This is a genomic window from Gluconobacter frateurii, assembly GCF_002723955.1.
GTDB classification, from domain to species: Bacteria; Pseudomonadota; Alphaproteobacteria; order Acetobacterales; family Acetobacteraceae; genus Gluconobacter; species Gluconobacter frateurii.
Window position 1 is genome coordinate 1 of the sequence record NZ_BEWN01000006.1, and the last position, 16,979, is coordinate 16,979.

Below are 16,979 nucleotides of genomic sequence, written 5' to 3' on the forward strand. Positions count from 1 at the left end.
AAAATGCATTCTGACGTCTCTTTTTTCTCAAAGTTCCTTATTCGCCCCCGAAAGCTGCCATGCTTCCTGAAAGCGCAGCCTTGTTCCGGGGCCCATACGCCCCAGACCACACGCCTTTCTCATTTCTCCCAGCGCCTCTTCTTCATCCATCCCTTTGGCGCGCTGCTCATCAGCCAACGCTGTCAGCATTTTAAGAGGCAGCTGGGCTGGATCGAGGCTTTCTCCGGCAGCCGGACCACGGAACACAACAGGCGCATAAGGAGCATCCTCGGTTTCCCAAAAGAATGTCCCTGCTCTCTCCTCTGTCCGCCCCAATGTCGTCGGAACTGCCGCTAGCACTCTTTCCCGGATCTGACGGCCGGCCCGGGCAAACCCGTGAAGTCTGGCAATCTGCTGGACCAGCGCTGTTTCATGAACAACGCCTGACCCTTCGACAGTCTGACGAATCAGATTCTGGAGCGTGGGCAGATAATCCTCCTCTCCAAAGCGGTTTCCATCAGCGACCACATGAATCTCTGCTTCCGTCTCACTCTCAGCCTTAATAACTTCGGTCGCCTGCGGAACATCCAGTGCAAAGCCCGCATAAAGAACCGTTTCTTCAGGAACACCCTCTGCCAACTGAGTCTCGGTAGCTTCGGGCAACTGACACTCTTCAATTGCGGGCACCCGTTCTGTCCTGATGGCTTCAAGCCTCTGCTTCAAGGCCTGATCCAGTCTTTCGACTTCCCTGGAAGCATTCAGCCACCAGTCCGTGGACCAGACTCTCAGGATCACCCATCCCAAAGTTTCCAGAACGGCCTGCCGCAATCTGTCGCGGTCTCTCGCAGTGGCACTCCGATGATAGGTCGCGCCATCGCATTCGACACCAGCCAGGAAGCACCCCGGCATATCTGGATCCACAACACCGAGATCAATCCGGAATCTGGAAACACCAATCTGCGGACGGACATCCCACCCGCGCTGCCTCAACAGGGCTGCGACTTCCAGTTCAAAACGACTGTCCGCTTCCCCTACTGATCCCTGATGAAGACCAGTCAGAGCACCCGCACCGTGTTCAGCGAATGTCAGGAACTTGCGGAGATGCAGCACGCCTTCGGCAGAGCTTCTGGACGGGTCAATCTGCTCAGCTCGGAGTGATCCGAAAACAACCAGTTTTTCCCGCGCTCTCGTGACAGCCACATTCAGGCGTCGTTCACCCCCTGCCCGGTTCAGCGGCCCGAAGGACACATAAGGCACGCCTTTCAATTCGGGAGCGTATGTCAGGGAGAAGAACATGATGTCACGTTCTTCTCCCTGCACGTTCTCCAAATTCCGGATCAGAACAGGTTCGGCACGATCTTCGCTGAAGAACGGGACAAGAGACGAATCTTCCCTCTGGGCCTTTTCAAGCAGATCCGTGATGAGGGTTTGCTGCTCTCCATTGAACGTCACAACACCGATGGATTTTGCACCGTCGCTTTTTAGATGGGCCACGACAGCATTTGCCACAGCGCGCGCTTCAGCCGGGTTGGTTCGGCTTCCACCACGCTGATAATTGCCATCCTCCACAAATCGGAACGAGACAGCCTGGTCCTTCGTCACGATTGACGGAAAGGTAATCAGATCCCCGCCGTAATACTGACTATTCGAGAAGGCGATCAGGCTCTCATGTCTGCTGCGGTAATGCCATTTCAGGCTGATTTCCGGCACGCCAGCTGCACGACATTCATCGAGAATCGACTCCATGTCGCAAAGCTCACCGTCCTCTTCCTCGTTCTCACTTCGAGAGAAGAAGCTGGTCGGCGGAAGCTGCTTCGGATCACCCACGACAATAACCTGCCGCCCGCGACCAATGGCACCGATGGCATCCCATGTCGGGATCTGGGAGGCCTCATCGAAGATGACGAGATCAAAAGGCTCGCTATCAGGTGGCAGGTATTGAGCCACAGAAAGAGGGCTCATCATGAAGCAGGGTGTTAGCGCGCGAACCGCCCTCGGCGCCACAGAGGCCAACTGCCGAATGGGCATATGACGCGCTTTTTTCTGCGCCTCACGATGAATCATCACATATTGTGCATCCTGCCGCCGTGTCTCTTCGCCGGGAAGACTGCCACACAGACGCGCACGGATCAGACGTTTGGCCAGACCCGCAGCATCTTTATCCCACGCGCGGAATTGCCCGATCTGCTCTTCATGGGCAGCAGCGACAAAACCCCGTAGTCTCGGTTGCTCATCAACGGCCGCCGCCAGCCACCATCGGGCGTAAGCCGCTTCCAGAACGGCCTGAAGACTTTCCGCAGCCACGCGCTCTGCAAGCAACGCATCAACCAGCGGAGCCAGACCCAAATGCTCCGCCTCATGGCAGGCTTTACGCCAGGCACACCAGTCCCGCAGACTGCGGCCCTGTTCGATCCAGCCAGAAAGACACTGACCCAGACGGCTCAACCAATCGGCACCGTCAAGTTCAATGGTCAGAACATCACTGCCCGCCAATTCGCTCAGCGTTTGCATGTCAGCGCTAGCTTCCGAAAAAGCTTGTTGGAACACCGATATTTTTTGCCCGACTGGCCCGCTTTCGGCCAGCAGGTCTCGCCCTTCTGTCAGAAGCTCCGGGAGATGACGCCGTACGGACAAAAGCCCCGAGACATCCGGAACACAACTGGCCAAGGACACCCGCATTTCCGTCCCCCAAGCCAACGTTGCTTCGATCTTGGCGAAATCTGTCGAAAGCCCCTGCCACAAGGAACCAATCTGTTCGCGATGCAACACAGCTGTCAGAGACTGTTCCAGCGCGGAAAGCTCAACCAGGCGGTTTAGTTCGTCACCCAGATCTTCCGGCAATGCCCCTTTTGCACTGCCCTCCAACTGTCGCCGAACCGCTTTCTGAGCACTGCGGCGGGACAAAAGCCATTTTTCTTCGGAGTCTTTCCAAGCACACTGGAGTTCAGCCAGTGGAAGCGTTTTTGCCTGTTCCCAACGGACGGAAAGCTCTTGCACCAGACTGCGATGTCGAGCGACACGGCTCTGTTCGGCAAGAACAGCTTTTACATTTTCCGCTGCATCGTCCGAGAGCGCCCAAGCGCCAACTACAGCTTCAGGTCGGCGGATCAGCTGACACACACCCTCAAGCCGCTGCAGAAACGCCCATGAAAGAGCGTCCCCCCCAAGCCCCAGCGCATGACAAACCTCGCCTGCGGCCTTGGAAAGACTTTCCGCCTGCAATTTCAGTTTCTGCGCCTGCTGAAGCAGTTGGTCCTGCCAACGGGACGTCCAGTCTTCCTGCTCGATCCCTGAAAGGCGCGGTGACAGCGCCTCTCTTCCAAACCGAAGATACAGACTGGAGAGAAGGCTCGTGACGCTCTTCAGGCGTTCCCAGTCTTCCTCGGTGTGAACTTCTGGGCCAGCCCATTTGAGAGCGAGCGGATAGGTTCCATTTCTGTCCGCTTCAAGCACAGCGCCAATAGCCCGATAGGGCGTCCAGCCATTGTTCCATCTGCGATGAAGATCATGCACATAAGCGTTCAGATCTCGTCGCACTGCCATGAGGCGACTTTGAGCGGATGTCCATTCAGCCGCCGAAAATTCTTCCCGCACGGATTGCACCTGCTGGAACTGTTCCAGAACGGCTCCACGCCCGGCTTGAGGCGAAAACAGATCCAGACAGAATTCGCCCAGTCCCACAGACCGCAAACGATTGCGCACGACCTCAAGCGCGGTCCGCTTTTCAGCAACAAAGAGAACCGTTTTCCCGCGTCCAAGCGTGTCCGCGATGATGTTGGCAATCGTCTGGCTTTTACCGGTTCCAGGCGGCCCAATCAGAACAAAGTTCTCACCCGCAGCCGCCCGGGCCACAGCCATCAACTGGGAAGAGTCGGCTTCAAGCGGGCACAGAAGATCTGCGTCATCCAGCACATCATCAAGCGGCAACGCCTCATCGAACATCGCTTTCGGAAAGGCAGACGCAGCATCGTCTGCTGCCGACACACCATCCAGAAGCCGACTGGCCACCGGATTGATCCGCAACGCTTCCTGACGCTCCTGCAAATCTTTCCACATCAGGAATTTCGCGAACGACAGCGTCGTCAGGCAAACGCGCTCCTCAACTTCCCATTGCGGAAGCTGGCGGATCTTGGCTCGGAAAATATCGAAGATCCGCCCGACATCGAGCCCGGCTTCATCGTGAGGGAGTTCGCCTTCAAGCTCCGGAAACCGCATGGCAAAATCCTGCCGCAGCACTTCCAGAAGGCTGCCATTGACCCGGCTTTCATCCGTATGCGCCCGCAAACGGAAAGGCGCATTTACGCTGCTGCGCTCCAGAATGACCGGTACAAGAATCAATGGCGCCCGAGCCTTACGGTCTTTCCCGCGCGGCTCCCACACAAGCTCACCCAAGGTTAGGAAGAGCGTATTCGCGCCTCCCTCCTGCTCGGCAGCTTTTGCCTTGCGATAAATCTCGGTCAAGGCGAGCTGAAGTCCGGCCTCCTCACGCGCCACCAGAAGTTCGCCATGCTCAAGCGCTTCTGCCGCTATCGTGCGGTGCTGATCGTCATGATGACGTTGCTGATGGATGTTCGCGCTTCTGGGGTCTGCCCCATCCATCAGTTCTGGCCGTGCACGCAGCCTGAGAGCAGGCTTGCGCTCACCTCCCCGCATTTCTGCAAGACGATCTTCGAGTTTCCCCGGATCAGCACAGCAGATTTCAACAATCTGTTTTTCAGACTTTGGAAGATTCAGAAGCCGACTACGGCCTGAAATATCCAGAAGCCGCTTGCACCAACGCTCCAGTCGGCTTTGAGGCGTAGCCTGCTCCTCATGATCTCCCAATTCTTCACGAAGATCTGGAGCTGCCTGTAACAGCGGGGCAGAATTTCCTTCGATCTGATCTGCCTCTGACGTCTCTGACGCCGTCACAACCTGTGAAAGCGGGCGAATACGACGCAAACGAGCGCGATGGATATCGACGACGTCTTCGAATTTTGAGGGCTCTTCCCCGTCCTGAAGCTGGGCCAGTCCATTCTCACAGGCTTTGGAAAACGCCGGACAGGACGCGGCCATTACCAGCGTCGTCTCAAAAACACAGACATCATCGAGAGCCACACGATTCCGCAGACCAGGTAGATCCTGCAGAACAGACGTGCCGGATTGCTCACGCGATAGCCAGAAACCTGTGAAGGCATGCCCTTTGAGCATGATCAGCAAGGGCCTCAGCCCGATCGCCTCCAGACAAGCTGCGAACAGAAGGGCCGTATCCAGACAGGTTGCCAGGCGCTCCTCGACAATCTGGGTTGGAAGGCGAACCCGTTGCCCATCTTCCACAAAAGACGCCGGGGGACTGACATAAGTGATCTTCAGTGCAGCAACCGCACACCAGATGGCCTGTGCCTGTTCCCACGCGCGTTTGCGACCGCCCTGATACCCTTCAAGTGACGGGGACTGACCGGCGTCCTGCAAAAGAGCAGATGCCGAGCGAAGAATTTTCGCCACGGCTGGATCATTTGGAAGAACAAAGGCTGCCAGAAGATCCGGAAGCCCCTGCAAGCCACCCCATTCGCTTCGGCAACGCACCGTCAGGGGAAAAACACGGTCCAGAAGCTCTTTCCGAGAGCCATCTGGTTGAATTTCGGAAACGCTCAGCCTGACTTCTGCCCGTGTCGCCTCACTGAGAGACGCAAGAAAAGCGCCATCAAGCTCAACATCCAGACGATCTATCGTCTGAAACTGTCTGGCCCCGAGAGACTGCACACGCCAGCATGTGGAACGCAGCACACTCGGCTGACAATCCAACGTAATTTCGAAATCCCTGAACTCACGATCCGAGAGATTACGAAGAGAGAGCTCCAGCAAAACCGGAACACTATTTTCCCAGAGGGCACTACTGACGCTCTCTCGAAGAACCGCATTCAGTTCAAGACAGGGTTCGGCAGGCAGCTCTGGTGTTGCTTCTGTCTCTGGCGCAGAGGGCTCTTCCGTCACACTTTCAATCGACTGCAGAGAGGCAGGAGCCGGATCTTCAGTCAGGATTGTAGTCTCAGGAGAAGAGTCCGTCATTATGCGCCACCATCACTCGGTAAAGTTCGGAGGAGCATACAGGAAGGTGCCAGACAAAGAAAAACCCGCCCGGTCAAAATGACGGGGCGGGTTTTTCTTTGGTTTGACGATGATGAGCTCGGCTTTAGACCGATGCGCCACCTTCAGCCGCTTCCAGCTCTGCGCGAACGCTCTGGATTTCACGGCTCAGACGGTCATGTGTGTCCACATCGTTCGGCTCGATCTGGGCCCAGGTGGTCTCCAGATCACGCAGACGATCACGGGCTTCATCAGCCGACAGTTCGCTCATGAGCTGAGCGGAATCCGCGAGAATGGTGCAGTGTTCTGCGCCCATGTCTGCAAAACCACCGCCCACGAAATAGCGGTCGACAATCTTGTCGCCTTCGTACAGGGCCACAACGCCACCACGCAGCTGAAGCATCAGCGGTGCACGGTCCGGCATGGCTGCAATATCGCCCTCCATGCCCGGGACCACCGCCATGTCGACCTGACGGTCAACAAGGCGCTTTTCCGGGCTGACGATCTCGATGCGTAGGGGCATCAGGATCAGGCCTCCTGCTTCATCTTTTCGGCCTTGGCGATGGCCTCGTCGATGTCGCCAACCATGTAGAACGCACCTTCTGGCAGGTGATCGTACTCACCGTTCACAACAGCCTTGAAGGAGCGGATCGTGTCTTCCAGTGCAACCAGCTTGCCAGGTGCACCCGTGAAGACTTCTGCCACATGGAACGGCTGGGACAGGAAGCGCTGGATGCGACGTGCGCGGCCAACGATCTTCTTGTCTTCTTCAGACAGCTCATCCATGCCCAGAATCGCGATGATGTCCTGCAGACCCTTGTAGGTCTGAAGCGTCTGCTGAACCTTACGAGCAATGTCGTAGTGTTCCTGACCGACGATCTTCGGGTCGAGCGAGCGGGACGTGGAGTCCAGCGGGTCAACAGCCGGGTAGATGCCCATTTCTGCGATCGAACGGTTCAGAACCGTCGTAGCATCAAGGTGAGCAAAGGTCGCAGCAGGTGCCGGATCGGTCAGATCGTCAGCAGGGACATACACGGCCTGAACGGACGTAATGGAACCCTTCTTGGTGGACGTGATACGCTCCTGAAGGGCACCCATTTCCGTTGCCAGCGTCGGCTGATAGCCCACGGCGGAAGGAATACGGCCCAGGAGGGCGGACACTTCGGAACCAGCCTGCGTGAAGCGGAAGATGTTATCCACGAAGAACAGAACGTCCTGACCTTCTTCGTCACGGAAGTATTCCGCAAGCGACAGACCCGTCAGGGCAACGCGGGCACGGGCTCCCGGTGGCTCGTTCATCTGGCCATAGACCAGCGCAACCTTGGAGCCTTCCGTGGAACCGTCTTCACCGATCTTGATAACGCCAGCGTCCTGCATTTCGAAATACAGGTCGTTACCTTCACGGGTACGCTCACCCACACCAGCGAACACAGACACGCCACCGTGTGCCTTCGCGATGTTGTTGATGAGTTCCTGGATGATAACCGTCTTGCCAACGCCGGCGCCGCCGAACAGACCGATCTTACCACCCTTCAGGTACGGGCAGAGAAGGTCGACGACCTTGATGCCGGTAACGAGAATTTCGGAAGCAGCAGCCTGATCCTCGAAAGCCGGGGCCTTACGATGGATCGGGAAATACTTGTCGCTGACGATCGGACCACGCTCGTCAATGGCTTCACCAATGACGTTCAGGATACGGCCGAGGGTAGCCGGGCCAACCGGAACCATGATCTGCTTGCCCGTGTCACGGACTTCGGCACCACGGCTCAGGCCGTCCGTCGTATCCATGGCAATGCAGCGAACCTGGCGCTCACCGATTTCCTGCGCAACTTCCAGAACAAGCGTTTGATCGCCGTTCTGAACATGAAGAGCGTTCAGGATGTGCGGGAGGGTGCCTTCGAACTGCACATCGACAACCGGGCCACGCACCTGCGTGACACGACCGACGACATTGTTTGCAGCCGGGGCAGAAGGGTTAAGAGTCTCAGACATCGGTTCGTCTCCTGCGTGATCTCAAACGGCTTCTGCGCCGGAGATGATCTCGATCAGTTCGTTGGTAATGTTGGCCTGGCGTGTACGGTTGTACTTCTGGGACAGACGATCGATCGCCTTGCTAGCGTTACGGCTCGCATTGTCCATGGCAGTCATCCGTGCACCCTGCTCACCCGCTGCGCTTTCCAGAAGGGCAGAGAAAATCTGCACCTGGAGGTTGCGTGGCAGGAGATTGGCCAAGAGCGTAGCCTCATCGGGCTCGAATTCGTACTGGGCTGCATCCGCAGACGTGTCCACGTTGTCATTTTCAGCAACAGACAGGGGCACCAGCGGAAGCTGGATAGCAATCTGCGACATCGCGTTGACAAAGCGGTTGTAAATCAGCGTGCAGCGATCGATTTCGCCAGCCTCAAGCATGGAGACAATTTTCTTGCCCACATACTCAGCCTTGTCGAAGCCGACATCACGCCCTTCCGTACCTGCCACGCGCTCGACAACCAGATCCGGATATTCCTTCGCAAGAATATCCGCACCCTTGCGGCCAACCGGCAGGAGACGAACAGTCCGACCTTCGTCCTGCAACGTGCGGATCAGCTGACGCGCACTCCGGACGATATTGGCGTTGAAGCCACCAGCCAGACCACGATCAGACGTCAGAATCACCAGAAGATGAACCTGATCCTTACCTGTGCCAGCCAGAAGCTTCGGCAGGCTGGACGCATCTGACCCACGGCTTGCCGCTGCCAGTTCCGCCATCATGCGGCCCATGGCCTCGGCATAGGGACGAGCCGCCTCAGCCTGGGACTGGGCGCGTCGCAGCTTTGACGCTGCGACCATTTTCATGGCGTTCGTGATCTTTCGCGTCGATTTGACGCCTGTGATCCGACCGCGCAGTTCCTTCAGCGAGGGCATGGACTATCCTCAGGCTGCAAAGCGCTTACCGAAAGCTTCCAGCAGCTCCTTGAGCTTGCCTTCCGTTTCCGGCTTGATCTGGCGATCGTTACGGATGGCTGTCAGGATGGAAGCGCCAGCGCCGCGCATCTCTGTCAGCAGGGCCGCTTCGTAAGCCACGACCTTGTCCACAGCAACCGGATCGACATATCCACGCGTTCCGGCAAACAGAACCACAACCTGCTCTTCAACCGGCAGAGGGGACGTCTCAGGCTGTTTCAAGAGCTCAACAAGACGTGCACCACGCTCAAGCTGCTTACGCGTTGCGGCATCGAGATCAGAAGCGAACTGCGAGAACGCAGCCATTTCACGATACTGAGCCAGCTCAAGCTTGATCTTGCCAGCAACCTGCTTCATCGCCTTGATCTGGGCGGCAGAGCCAACACGGGACACGGAGCCACCAACGTTCACAGCCGGGCGGATGCCCTTGTAGAACAGGTCCGTCTCAAGGAAGATCTGACCGTCCGTGATGGAAATCACGTTGGTCGGGATGTAGGCAGCCGTATCGCCAGCCTGCGTCTCAATGACTGGCAGAGCCGTCAGAGAGCCACCGCCATTGGCGTCGGACATCTTGGCAGCGCGCTCAAGCAGACGGGAGTGCAGGTAGAACACGTCACCCGGGAAAGCTTCACGTGCCGGCGGACGACGCAGCAGCAGGGACATCTGACGGTAAGCAACAGCCTGCTTGGACAGGTCATCGTAGCAGGCCAGAGCGTGCATGCCGTTGTCGCGGAAGTACTCACCCATGGTGCAGGCGGTGTACGGTGCCAGATACTGCATCGGAGCAGCATCAGATGCCGTAGCAGCCACAACGATGGAATATTCCATTGCGCCCTGCTCCGTCAGTGTACGAACCAGGTTTGCAACCGTGGAGCGCTTCTGACCGACTGCGACATAGATGCAGTACAGGGACTTCTTCGGGTCGCCTTCAGCATTGACCGGCTTCTGGGCGACGATCGTGTCCACCAGAATTGCGGTCTTACCGGTCTGACGGTCACCGATGATCAGCTCACGCTGGCCACGCCCGATCGGAACCAGGGCGTCAATGGCCTTGATACCCGTCTGCATCGGCTCGCTGACCGACTGGCGCGGCATGATGCCCGGAGCCTTGACCTCGGCGCGACGGTATTCAACGTCCACCAGCGGGCCACGACCATCAATCGGGTTGCCAAGACCATCAACAACGCGACCAAGAAGGCCCTTGCCAACCGGAACTTCGACCACAGCCTTCGTACGAAGAACCGTGTCACCTTCACGGATTTCATCGCCGTCACCGAATACCACGACACCGACATTGTCGGCTTCGAGGTTCAGCGCCATGCCCTTGAGGCCGGTTCCTTCGAACTCGACCATTTCGCCGGCCATAACGTTCGTCAGGCCGTAAACACGAGCAATGCCGTCACCGATCGACAGGACCGTGCCCGTCTCGGAAACGGTCTCGACCTTGTCGAAAGACGCGATCTGCTGCTTGAGGATGTCCGAAATCTCAGCGGGACGGATATCCATCACGCGGCTCCCTTCATGGCGTTCTGCAGGCGGGTCAGGCGCCCGGCGATCGAAGTATCAAACAGTGTAGAACCGACACGTACCGTCATGCCACCAATCAGGGAAGCATCTGTACGTTCGATCATGGACACGCGGCTGTAGCCGGCTTCGGCCAGACGGGCCTGAAGCTGGCTGCGCTGCATGTCTGTAAGAGGCTGTGCGGAACGGATTTCTGCAACGGTCTCGCCTCGAAGACTGGCATCAAGAGCCAGTACGCCATCCAGAATGGCAGCGAGATCAGCAAGACGACGGTTCGCAGCGATAACACCAACAAAGCGACGGATGGCATCCCCAAAGCCGAGCTTTTCGGTCAGGGCGCCAGCAACTTCGCTGGAGCGGTGCGCATCAAGGCGGGAATCTGCAAGAAATGTCCGCAGATCAGCGCTCTGGGAAATCGCGTCGCGAAGCCCCCGAACCTGAGCCAGGACGTCAGAGAGTGCTCCCTGCTCCGAGGCATAGTCATAAAGCGCCCGGGCATAGCGTTGAGCTAAGCCCCCTGTGGGTCCCATCTGCGGCACCTGTGTCACCGTCACACGCGTGTTCCGTCTCACTTTTCCGCCGCAGGATGCGGCCGGAACCGGCTTATCCGGTCCCTTGCTTCCAAATCCGTAATAGGATCAGGCACACACGACCCTGCACAGGATTCGTCTGAAACCCGGTCCTCCACTTGGCGCCGCCTCTAGCACGCGACCACGATCAAGCGCAACCGAGAGGAACCTGCAAACCGCCGCTCGAGCAGCACATGTTTGCATTTTTCAGGTTCTCCCTGCCATTTTAGATCATGCACGCACCACTGGCGGCATCAATTTTCCCTACGGTCCGGAGTATACATGTCTTTTCAAAAGCGCCTGCATTCCCTTTTGGGCGCCCTGTCACTCGGCGCACTGCCCTTTGCTGCAAACGCCGCCCCAGTCGAAGACAAACCATCTTTTCCATCCATCGCGTACTGGGACAACTGGACCGACACAGATGGCGTGACACACCTTACACACTGCAAATTTTCCGATTTCCACGAGGGCAGCCTCTCTCCCTCAGCAGACAAGGTCTTGCTAGGACGTGCACATACTGGCTCTGCAAGTGTGACGATGCGGGTACAGCCTCCCAAGTGGAAGGGCGGCTGGAATGAGAGCCATCAGGTTCAGTGGGTCGTACCGCTGTCTGGAATCTACTTCGTCCAAGCGATGGACGGAACACGCGTGGAACTTAATCCAGGCGACATTCTGCTCAGCGAAGATCTGAATGCGACCCCCGATCGAGCCGGGCACCGGGGACATCTCTCCGGCAATGTCGGGGATGACAGCGTTGCCCTGCTTGTCACGCAATTTACGCAGGCGGCACCACTACATCAGCCCTGCCACTGGGAATAAATCAAATTTTCAGGGGAAAGACCTTTTGGAGCGGGCGAAGGGAATCGAACCCTCCTCAGAAGCTTGGAAGGCTACTGCATTACCACTATGCTACGCCCGCCCTTAGGTCGCCGGTGTCATACTCCAGTTTTCCATGCGCCCGCAAGAGGGGAATGTGGGAAATGAAAATATGATGCCATTTTCATTTCAGGCACTTGACTTTCATCTCCGAACATTATCTTTTCCGCTCCACTGTCGTTGGCGTATCATGCAAATGGTAACGCCCGATGATAGGGGCGTAGCTCAATTGGCTAGAGCGTCGGTCTCCAAAACCGAAGGTTGTGGGTTCGAGACCCTCCGCCCCTGCCACCCCGCTTTTCCGGATGGCTTTTCCGGCACCGGGACGCGGATTTTCATTTGATTCGAGGACGATGGTGTCGGTCACTACCCCGAAAGACGAGTCGCGGAAGACGGCGCCTCACAAAAACGGATCCGGCTTCAATCTGGGCACGTACCTCAAGGACGTGCGCAATGAGGCAAAGCGGGTTACCTGGCCTACACGTCGCAACACCCTCATCACGACGGGTGCAGTGCTGGCCATGGTTACTGTGACCTGCATCTTCTTCTTCATCGTGGATCAGGTTATTGGCCTGGGCGTCCGCGAACTTTTTGGCGTTGGAGGCTAGGTCCGCACCATGGCAAAACGTTGGTACGTTGTGCATGTCTATTCCGGCTTCGAGAAAAAGATCGCGAGCCACATTCAGGAGCAGGCTGCACAGAAAGGCCTGTCCGACCATTTCGAACAGATTCTCGTTCCCTCTGAAGATGTGACCGAGATGCGCCGTGGCCGTAAGGTCAATGCCGAGCGCAAGTTCTTTCCGGGCTACGTTCTCGTAAAGATGGAACTGACGGACGATGCCTGGCATCTCGTCAAGGACACACCGAAGGTCACAGGCTTCCTTGGAACCCGTAACCGCCCGACTCCCATCACCTCTGCTGAAGCGGATCGGATCATGAAGCAGGCTCAGGAAGGTGTGGAGCGTCCGCGTTCTGCTCTGACCTTCGAGATCGGCGAACAGATCCGTGTTGCCGATGGCCCTTTCACGTCCTTTACCGGCATGATCGAGGAAGTCGACGAAGAACGCCAGCGCCTCAAGGTCAGTGTTTCCATTTTCGGTCGTTCGACCCCGGTGGATCTGGACTTCAATCAGGTCGAGAAGCTCTAAGGCTTCCTCCCTTGCAGTTTGCATTGCACAAAAAAGGCTCCCGAAAGGGAGCCTTTTTTATTAGCTGATCTACAAAGATCTTATTTTACTGGGGTGGGAAGCACCCGCACCTGCGCTGCGACCTGATCCGCCAAGACGGACAGTCCCTGACTCAGGGCAGCAGTCAGCTTCACCGTGTCTTTGTCCACCGTCTCAGAAGACTTCCAGACGAAGGGCTGCGTGAGCACCGGGCCAATCATCTTTCCAGTCGGATGCACTGAAAGCATTCCCATGATCAGGGCGTGGCCTGCTGCGTCAGCTTCAAAATTCCGGATCGTTACCTCAACATACGCTGACGGCGTTGTTGTCACGGCATCATCCTGAGCGAACACCGTAGTGCCTGGTAGGCGCTGGGCCAGATCAGTCGTCAGGGTGTGAGCGATCATATTGGGGAGCGCCTCGCTCCAGCTATCCCCCGATGCCAGCTTGGTCTGATAATCCTGGTTTGCCCGGACAATCGTGTCGCGATCCAGACGCATCGCAACCACGGGCGTCCGAACCTCGACAACTGCCGGACCACCCATTTGGGAAGTTCCCGGCAATGGGGCCAGCGTATAAAGCTTAGGGTCGCTGCTACAGCCAGAAAGGCCACCCACCAGACCCAGCATGCACCCAACAAAAAGCAGACGGGTAGAAGAAGATGATGACTGCGCCATGGGTCAGTTCCTGCGGCCGGTAATAAGTGCGGAAGGATGGTGGTCCAGATAATCCGTCAGAAGACGCAGGGACCGGGACATCTGTGTCATCTGGGTGATCATCCCCTGAAGACTGCGATGAAAGTCTGTATCGCCTCCATATGCCCCGAGAAGGGACTGGGCGTTGTTCATTGTTCCCTGAAGAGATGCCAGAAGTTCCGGCAGATGCTGGTTGGCATTCTGGGTCAGGGTATCCAGATGCTGAAGCGAATTGCGGAGCGCCACGAGAGACTGCGTCACTTCCCGGCTGTTCAGGCGCCCGTCAGCATGAGCGATAAGATCGTTGACGTGCTCCCCGATCTGGGTGAGCGGCATGGCAGCGATCTTGTCCGTGATCGTTGAGACGGAGTCCATGATGCCATCAACGCCGCCAGGCTGGCTTGGCATGATCGCCACATCGCCTTCATAAGTCAGCGTCAAAGGAGGCGCATTCTTGACGAACTGAAGTCCGATCATGGATTCACCCGTTAAGAAGCTGGCACTCTGCACGGAGGCCCGCATGCCATTAGCCACGAAGGCAGCCAGATATTCCTTGGCCTGTGCAAGCTGGCTTTCTTTCCACTCCGGCATCATGCGCTCTGGCTCGATCTGCATTTCCACACGAACCCGCGGCTTATCCTGCGGTGAAGGAATCTGCAGCTTGACGGCGGTGACTGTTCCCACCTGCAAACCAAACATGCTGACCTGACTGCCCGCTGCCAGACCCTTTACAGACGTATCAATGTAGGTGGCGACCCGCAGACGCTGATGATAGCGCGCACTATCTGCGTCTTCCTGGCTGGTATAGAGCTTGAAAACAGAATTGGCTGGTGCCACAGGCGCCTCAACCTCCCGGCGGCGATCCGGCAGTCCAAAAGCCACACCACCTGAGAACAGTGCCTGGATAGACTGCATCTGAACCTTCAGGCCACCGGCTCCAAGACCGACCTGAATGCCAGATACATTCCAGAATCGACTGTCCGTACGCAGGTAATGATCATAAGGCGTCTTGACGAACACCTGGATGACGATGGGCCCTTCCCCACCGGGCGGCATCGTATACCCCAGAACCTCACCGACCGGCACGTCACGGAAGAAGACTGGCGCACCTTGCCCTAATGACCCAAGAGCAGGGGATACCAGCCAGAATGTCGTTCCCGGCTGATCGGAACGCACTCCGGGAACAGCCTCAAGACCCCGGAATTCAGTTTGATAATGCCCATTGGGTGCGCCGGGGTCGATCGCAATGTAGGCACCGGAAATGAGGGTATCCAGACCTGTGATGCTGGCCCCGTTAATACGGGGACGCACGACCCAGAACCGTGTGTTGTCTGTCAGGATATGAGCGCTGTTGGCATTCATCTGAATCTTGACGTTCACATGGCGCATGTCTTTGCTCAGGGTAATGTCCTGAACCGTTCCCAGCGTCACGGCCTTGTTCTTTACCTGCGTTTGACCCGGCGTCAGCCCGTCAGCGGTGTCGAAGGTAATCGTGATTTCTGGACCACGCGTGGCAAAATGCTTCCAGGCGAGCCATCCGGAGATGAGAATCGCCAGCACGGGGATCAGCAGGATCAGGGAAAAGCGGGTGCGACGCACCGGAGCTTCCTCCGGCAATGCCGGCTGCTGCCCGCGATCATTTCGGGAATCGCTCACGCGCGTTCAGACTCCATGTGAGAGGTATCGGAAGAAGGGGAAGGCCCTTTGGGAATCCTGGCCTCCGGGCGAATCTGCCCGGTAACGTCGTCAGAAGCAGACTGATTCAACCCCGCTGCATCCCACATGCTACGCGGGTCGAACAGTTCGACCGCAAAAATTGTCAGGATCACCACAAGGGCAAAACAAATCATGCCGGGATCGGCTGTAACATTCGCCAGAAAGGCAAAATGTACCACAGCGCAGAGAATGGAGATCATGAACACGTCAATCATCGACCATCGACCGATGATATCCACCAGACGATACAGCTTCCCAAGGAGGGGAAGCTGCCAGCGGGATCTGAGCTTTGTGCTGATAATCATGAAACTCAGCGCCAGAATCTTCAGGACCGGCACCGTGATACTGGCGAAAAGAACCAGCAGGGAAAGCGGGATCATGCCTGCCTGCCAGAGTTCGATCACACCGCTAATGATAGTGCTCGGCGCACCATGCCCCACTTTCGTATAGGTCATGACGGGAAGCATGTTTGCCGGAATGTAAAAAATGATGCCAGCAATCAGGAAACAACTCGCGGAAGACAGATTTTGCCGCTTCCGCCGACGGAGAATCTGATCGCACCGGGGGCAGTCCCCCATATCGGCTTCCTGAGGAACCACGTGATCAAACGCTACGACCAGCCCGCAGGCATGACAGGAGAGCATGTGTTCGACAGGAGGCAGTGGATCTCGGTGAGCATCCAGATGGGCTACATTCAGCACCTTGCCACGATGCCCATCCACCCTTTTGCGCAGATCCCGATTGTTCCAGATCAGATCATCATCAAAAGTGGAGTCCATTGCCGCCATGGTGAGCATCAGGCCACCAAGAAGATAAACGCCCGGCTGAAGATCCACGAGGGCAAGGTCAACCAGCTTGGTGTAGGCAACAAGAACACCCAGAACGTAAACTTCTACCATAGACCAACCCCGGAGACGGTCGTACCAGGTTAGAAGTCTAGGGGTCCAATCCGGCATGTGAGGACGCGAAGCGCCGTAGAGAACAGCCGCCATCAAAGCGATAACGACTCCCGGCATGGCAAGTGTCGTGAGTCCCACAAGGAGACCCATGCTGTTATAACCCTGATAGCTTAACTCTATCGGGCCTGACATCAGGGCAACTGTATTCTCTCGACCATAAACATTCAGCGTCATGAGCGGGCTGATCAGCAGAGCAACATACAGTGCTGCAGACGCCAGACAGAAGGCAGCAGGTGCGCCAATGACGGACGTTTTTCGTCGACGGGTGATCTGCGAACCGCAACGCTGGCATTCCGCCAGAAAACCGGGCTTCAGCTCCGGAACGCGCTGAAACAGACCGCAGACCGAACACTCATGCAATCCTTCCACAACATGGAGGGAGTCGTGAGGCCGCTGGGACGTTCGGGAGAGATTGACAGCATTCTGCCAGAGGCGCTTGTGAAAACGGTCAGTCATGACGCTCCTAACCTAGCGCATGGAGCCATC

General features: G+C 57.1%; 12 protein-coding genes and 2 tRNA genes. 4 read left to right on the forward strand and 10 right to left on the reverse strand.

Annotation, left to right across the window (positions count from 1 at the left end; all coding sequences use genetic code 11):
• Positions 1–27 precede the first annotated feature (27 nt).
• The 6 genes from GFR01_RS14575 to atpH all read right to left on the reverse strand — a co-directional run bounded on the left by GFR01_RS14575 (position 28) and on the right by atpH (position 11,066).
• Positions 28–6,027 (reverse strand): DUF3320 domain-containing protein, encoded by a 6,000-nt coding sequence (locus GFR01_RS14575; RefSeq protein WP_099183036.1) that lies wholly within the window; start codon positions 6,025–6,027, stop codon positions 28–30.
• A 124-nt stretch (positions 6,028–6,151) separates the two neighbouring features.
• The gene (gene atpC / locus GFR01_RS14580) at positions 6,152–6,568 is read right to left on the reverse strand and encodes an ATP synthase F1 subunit epsilon (protein WP_007283195.1); all 417 of its coding nucleotides are present in this window, start codon (positions 6,566–6,568) and stop codon (positions 6,152–6,154) included.
• A 5-nt stretch (positions 6,569–6,573) separates the two neighbouring features.
• The gene (gene atpD / locus GFR01_RS14585; RefSeq protein ID WP_007283194.1) at positions 6,574–8,037 is read right to left on the reverse strand and encodes a F0F1 ATP synthase subunit beta; all 1,464 of its coding nucleotides are present in this window, start codon (positions 8,035–8,037) and stop codon (positions 6,574–6,576) included.
• A gap of 21 nt (positions 8,038–8,058) precedes the next feature.
• A complete protein-coding gene (locus GFR01_RS14590; RefSeq protein ID WP_063903442.1) occupies positions 8,059–8,949 on the reverse strand; it encodes a F0F1 ATP synthase subunit gamma in 891 nt (296 codons plus the stop codon).
• A gap of 9 nt (positions 8,950–8,958) precedes the next feature.
• A complete protein-coding gene (gene atpA / locus GFR01_RS14595; RefSeq protein ID WP_063903443.1) occupies positions 8,959–10,494 on the reverse strand; it encodes a F0F1 ATP synthase subunit alpha in 1,536 nt (511 codons plus the stop codon).
• The gene (gene atpH, locus GFR01_RS14600; protein ID WP_063903444.1) at positions 10,494–11,066 is read right to left on the reverse strand and encodes an ATP synthase F1 subunit delta; all 573 of its coding nucleotides are present in this window, start codon (positions 11,064–11,066) and stop codon (positions 10,494–10,496) included. Before atpH ends, atpA begins: the two co-directional genes overlap by 1 nt.
• 297 nt (positions 11,067–11,363) lie before the next feature.
• On the opposite strand from atpH, the gene GFR01_RS14605 reads away from it, so the two are divergent.
• Positions 11,364–11,900: a cupin domain-containing protein gene (locus GFR01_RS14605; protein WP_099183037.1), complete on the forward strand. Its 537-nt coding sequence runs from the start codon at positions 11,364–11,366 to the stop codon at positions 11,898–11,900.
• A gap of 26 nt (positions 11,901–11,926) precedes the next feature.
• Here the strand turns inward: GFR01_RS14605 and GFR01_RS14610 are convergent.
• Positions 11,927–12,000: transfer RNA gene (locus GFR01_RS14610), tRNA-Gly, on the reverse strand.
• A 171-nt stretch (positions 12,001–12,171) separates the two neighbouring features.
• Here GFR01_RS14610 and GFR01_RS14615 point away from each other — a divergent pair.
• The 3 genes from GFR01_RS14615 to nusG all read left to right on the forward strand — a co-directional run bounded on the left by GFR01_RS14615 (position 12,172) and on the right by nusG (position 13,105).
• Positions 12,172–12,248 (forward strand) — tRNA-Trp (locus GFR01_RS14615).
• Between the two features lie 62 nt (positions 12,249–12,310).
• Entirely contained in the window at positions 12,311–12,565 is a 255-nt protein-coding gene (gene secE / locus GFR01_RS14620; RefSeq protein WP_010503587.1) for a preprotein translocase subunit SecE, read from the forward strand.
• A 9-nt stretch (positions 12,566–12,574) separates the two neighbouring features.
• Entirely contained in the window at positions 12,575–13,105 is a 531-nt protein-coding gene (nusG, locus tag GFR01_RS14625) for a transcription termination/antitermination protein NusG (RefSeq protein WP_063903446.1), read from the forward strand.
• Between the two features lie 80 nt (positions 13,106–13,185).
• Here nusG and GFR01_RS14630 read toward each other — a convergent pair whose 3' ends face one another.
• The 3 genes from GFR01_RS14630 to GFR01_RS14640 are packed head-to-tail and all read right to left on the reverse strand — an operon-like array spanning position 13,186 to position 16,949.
• The gene (locus GFR01_RS14630; RefSeq protein WP_063903447.1) at positions 13,186–13,800 is read right to left on the reverse strand and encodes a PqiC family protein; all 615 of its coding nucleotides are present in this window, start codon (positions 13,798–13,800) and stop codon (positions 13,186–13,188) included.
• A gap of 3 nt (positions 13,801–13,803) precedes the next feature.
• Complete coding sequence (locus tag GFR01_RS14635; RefSeq protein ID WP_099183038.1) at positions 13,804–15,474, reverse strand: PqiB family protein; 1,671 nt, start codon at positions 15,472–15,474, stop codon at positions 13,804–13,806.
• On the reverse strand, positions 15,471–16,949 hold the full coding sequence (locus GFR01_RS14640) for a paraquat-inducible protein A (protein WP_099183039.1): 1,479 nt from the start codon (positions 16,947–16,949) through the stop codon (positions 15,471–15,473). The genes GFR01_RS14635 and GFR01_RS14640 overlap by 4 nt, the downstream gene beginning before the upstream one ends.
• Positions 16,950–16,979 lie beyond the last annotated feature (30 nt).